Annotated in this window: 4 protein-coding genes and 2 tRNA genes; all 6 read left to right on the forward strand. The window is 48.3% G+C overall.

The window, feature by feature from the left end; genetic code table 11:
- Window positions 1-546 (forward strand): DPP IV N-terminal domain-containing protein (locus tag ABNS04_RS12335; RefSeq protein WP_348671591.1); only part of this gene is annotated, 546 nt, incomplete at its 5' end.
- 150 nt (window positions 547-696) lie between these two features.
- The gene (gene pal, locus ABNS04_RS12340) at window positions 697-1,239 is read left to right on the forward strand and encodes a peptidoglycan-associated lipoprotein Pal (protein ID WP_006954945.1); all 543 of its coding nucleotides are present in this window, start codon (window positions 697-699) and stop codon (window positions 1,237-1,239) included.
- A gap of 36 nt (window positions 1,240-1,275) precedes the next feature.
- Window positions 1,276-2,061, forward strand: a complete 786-nt coding sequence (gene ybgF, locus ABNS04_RS12345) for a tol-pal system protein YbgF (protein WP_272978165.1) — start codon at window positions 1,276-1,278, stop codon at window positions 2,059-2,061.
- A gap of 136 nt (window positions 2,062-2,197) precedes the next feature.
- Window positions 2,198-2,273 (forward strand) — tRNA-Lys (locus tag ABNS04_RS12350).
- A 69-nt stretch (window positions 2,274-2,342) separates the two neighbouring features.
- Window positions 2,343-2,418: transfer RNA gene (locus ABNS04_RS12355), tRNA-Lys, on the forward strand.
- Window positions 2,419-2,669: 251 nt separating this feature from the next.
- Window positions 2,670-2,914 (forward strand): quinolinate synthase NadA (gene nadA, locus ABNS04_RS12360; protein WP_272978166.1); only part of this gene is annotated, 245 nt, incomplete at its 3' end.

Genomic DNA, 2,914 nt, shown 5'->3' on the forward strand with positions numbered 1-2,914 from the left:
GTTTTTTCTCCAAAAGGCGACAAAATGGCCATGGTATTGTCAAAAGATGGCAATCCTGAGTTGTATGTCATGGATCTTAAGACCAAAAACTTGCAACGTTTGACGCGTAATCGTACGATTGACACTGAGCCAAGTTGGACACCTGATGGTCGCTCTATTGTCTTCACTTCAGAAAGAGGTGGAAGACCGCAGTTATATAGCGTAAATTTATCGTCAGGTGACGTGCGCCGCTTAACCTTTGAGGGTGAGCAAAACCTAGGTGGCACGGTTATGCCATCGGGTGATTCGATGATTTTAGTGAACCGCACTAACGGTAACTATCACATCGCGCGGCAGGAGTTTCCGCGGGGTACAATGCAAGTGTTAACTCGCACAGCATTGGATGAGTCGCCTAGCGTGGCGCCAAATGGCAGTATGGTGATTTACAGCACTACCCACAATAACAAACAAGTGTTAGCGTTAGTGTCGACAGACGGGCGTTTTAAAGCGCGTTTACCGGCAAGTAGCGGCGAGGTGAAATCGCCATCGTGGTCGCCATTTATGTAAGTGCTTGTAAAAGTGCTATATAAGTTATGAAAAGGTGCGCAAAATTGTGCAATTTTCAATAAGACAACGTATTAACCAAAAACGTTTTAACCAAAAAAGTTTAGTAAACCGAACGGTTTGATCAACTGGATAACGATAAGGATCATTAGGATGCAGCTCAACAAATTATTAAAAGCTCTGGCGATTGCCGTTCCAATGGCAACTTTAGCCGCATGTAGCTCTACATCAACAACTGACTCAGGCATGGGTTCAGGCCAAGAAACCGGCCAAACCACTGAATCAGGTTCTCAATCAGGCGTTCAAGTCGGTGCTGCTGACCGTGCTAAAACCCCTGAAGAAGTGCGTGAAGAGCAAATGGAAGCGCTGCGCAAAGAGCACATTATCTACTTTGCATTTGACCGTTCAAGCGTTCAGTCTGAGTACGCAGAGTTGCTAGCCGCTCATGCTGACTACTTAGTCAAAAATCCGAACGTTACTATCGTTATCGAAGGTCACGCCGACGAGCGCGGTACGCCAGAGTACAACATCGCATTGGGCGAGCGTCGTGCTAAAGCGGTTGAAGACTACCTTGTGAACTTAGGTGTTCAAGATTCACAAATCTCAACCGTTTCTTATGGCGAAGAGAAGCCGTTAGTTAACGCTTCGAACGAACGTGCGTACGCTAAAAACCGTCGCGCAGTATTGGTTTACTAATCGCCACTCGACGTTTAACTAAATAACGGATAGTTCATGAAAAAATCATTGTTGGCTATCTGTCTACTGATGCCTGCCGCCGCTATGGCGCAGGCACCAGTGTCCAGCCTAAATCAATCAGCCAGTTCACTTGAGCAACGTCTAGCCACCATCGAGCGCATGCTTGATGCACGCCAAGGTGCTCAGCTCGAAATGCTCAACACCCTTTCTTCTTTGCAACAAGACGTTGCAGAGCTACGGGGGATTACCGAAGAGCATGAGTATCGCCTTGAGCAACTACTTGAGCGTCAACGGGAAATCTATCAAGAGATCGACCGTCGCTTTAGTCAGTTTAAGCAACAAGGGGGCGGAGCATCGTACAGCATGAACGATATGCAAACCGTGCCGACCTCTAATGAAGGTGCGAGTAACCCATCAAGTAGCGGAAATAACGGCTACAGCGCCAATATGAGCGAAAATGATGCTTATGATAAAGCCATCGCCTTAGTACTTGAGGATAAACGCTACGATGCCGCTATACCCGCATTTGAGTCGTTTTTGCAAAACTTTCCAAACTCAACGTACGTGCCCAACGCACATTACTGGTTAGGTCAGTTGCTGTACGCGCAGCAAGAATACCAAAAAGCGCACGACCACTTTAAACAAGTGGTGGATAACTACCCCGACAGCAACAAGCGCGCAGACTGCTTGTTAAAGCTTGGTGTTATCGCAGCAGAGCAGGGCAAAACCGCCGATGCCAAGACGTTTTACCAGCAAGTATTGACCGAATACTCGGACAGTACCGAAGCGAATTTGGCAAAGCAACGCCTGTCTAACCTGTAACATCGGTACAACAACTGATCGAATTGTAAGCAGTCAGACAAAAAACTGAAATTATCAGTTGCATCACAGCGTTATTTAAGTAAACTATGCCGCCGTTGCCAAGGACAAATGGCAGCGGAAGGCAGTACCAGAAAGTGGGTTGTTAGCTCAGTTGGTAGAGCAGTTGACTTTTAATCAATTGGTCGCAGGTTCGAATCCTGCACAACCCACCACTTCTTCTGCCTCGCGCCCTCGGCGCTCATGCACCGACGTACCTTGCGCATTCTGCGCAAGAAAGAAATGGGTTGTTAGCTCAGTTGGTAGAGCAGTTGACTTTTAATCAATTGGTCGCAGGTTCGAATCCTGCACAACCCACCACCTCTTTTACCTCGGGCTTTCGCCGCACCGCCGCACCGACGCACCATGCGCTTTCGCCGCACCGACGCACCTCGCGCTTTCGCCGCACCGACGCACCTCGCGCTTTCGCCGCACCGACGTAACTTGCGCATCTTGCGCAAGAAAAGATCATCCCCGATTGCCCAGAACACCCAACATATTAGCCGCCACCCTTGAAATCCGATATAATCACACATACGTAAATAAAACGAACATCCAAACGAAGTAACATCATGTCAGCTATTCAAACGGTCGATAACTTAGATTACGCATTTCCACCTAAGCCCAAACCCTTAACGGATGAGCAAAAGGCGGAATACAAAGCGCGCATAAAACAATTACTGCAAGACAACAACGCAGTACTCGTCGCGCATTATTACACCGATCCCGAAATCCAGGCGCTAGCCGAGGAAACCGGCGGGTGTGTCGCGGATTCTTTAGAAATGGCGCGCTTTGGTCGTGACCACGATGCCGACAC

The organism is uncultured Idiomarina sp., assembly GCF_964010655.1.
Lineage (GTDB): Bacteria > Pseudomonadota > Gammaproteobacteria > Enterobacterales > Alteromonadaceae > Idiomarina > Idiomarina baltica.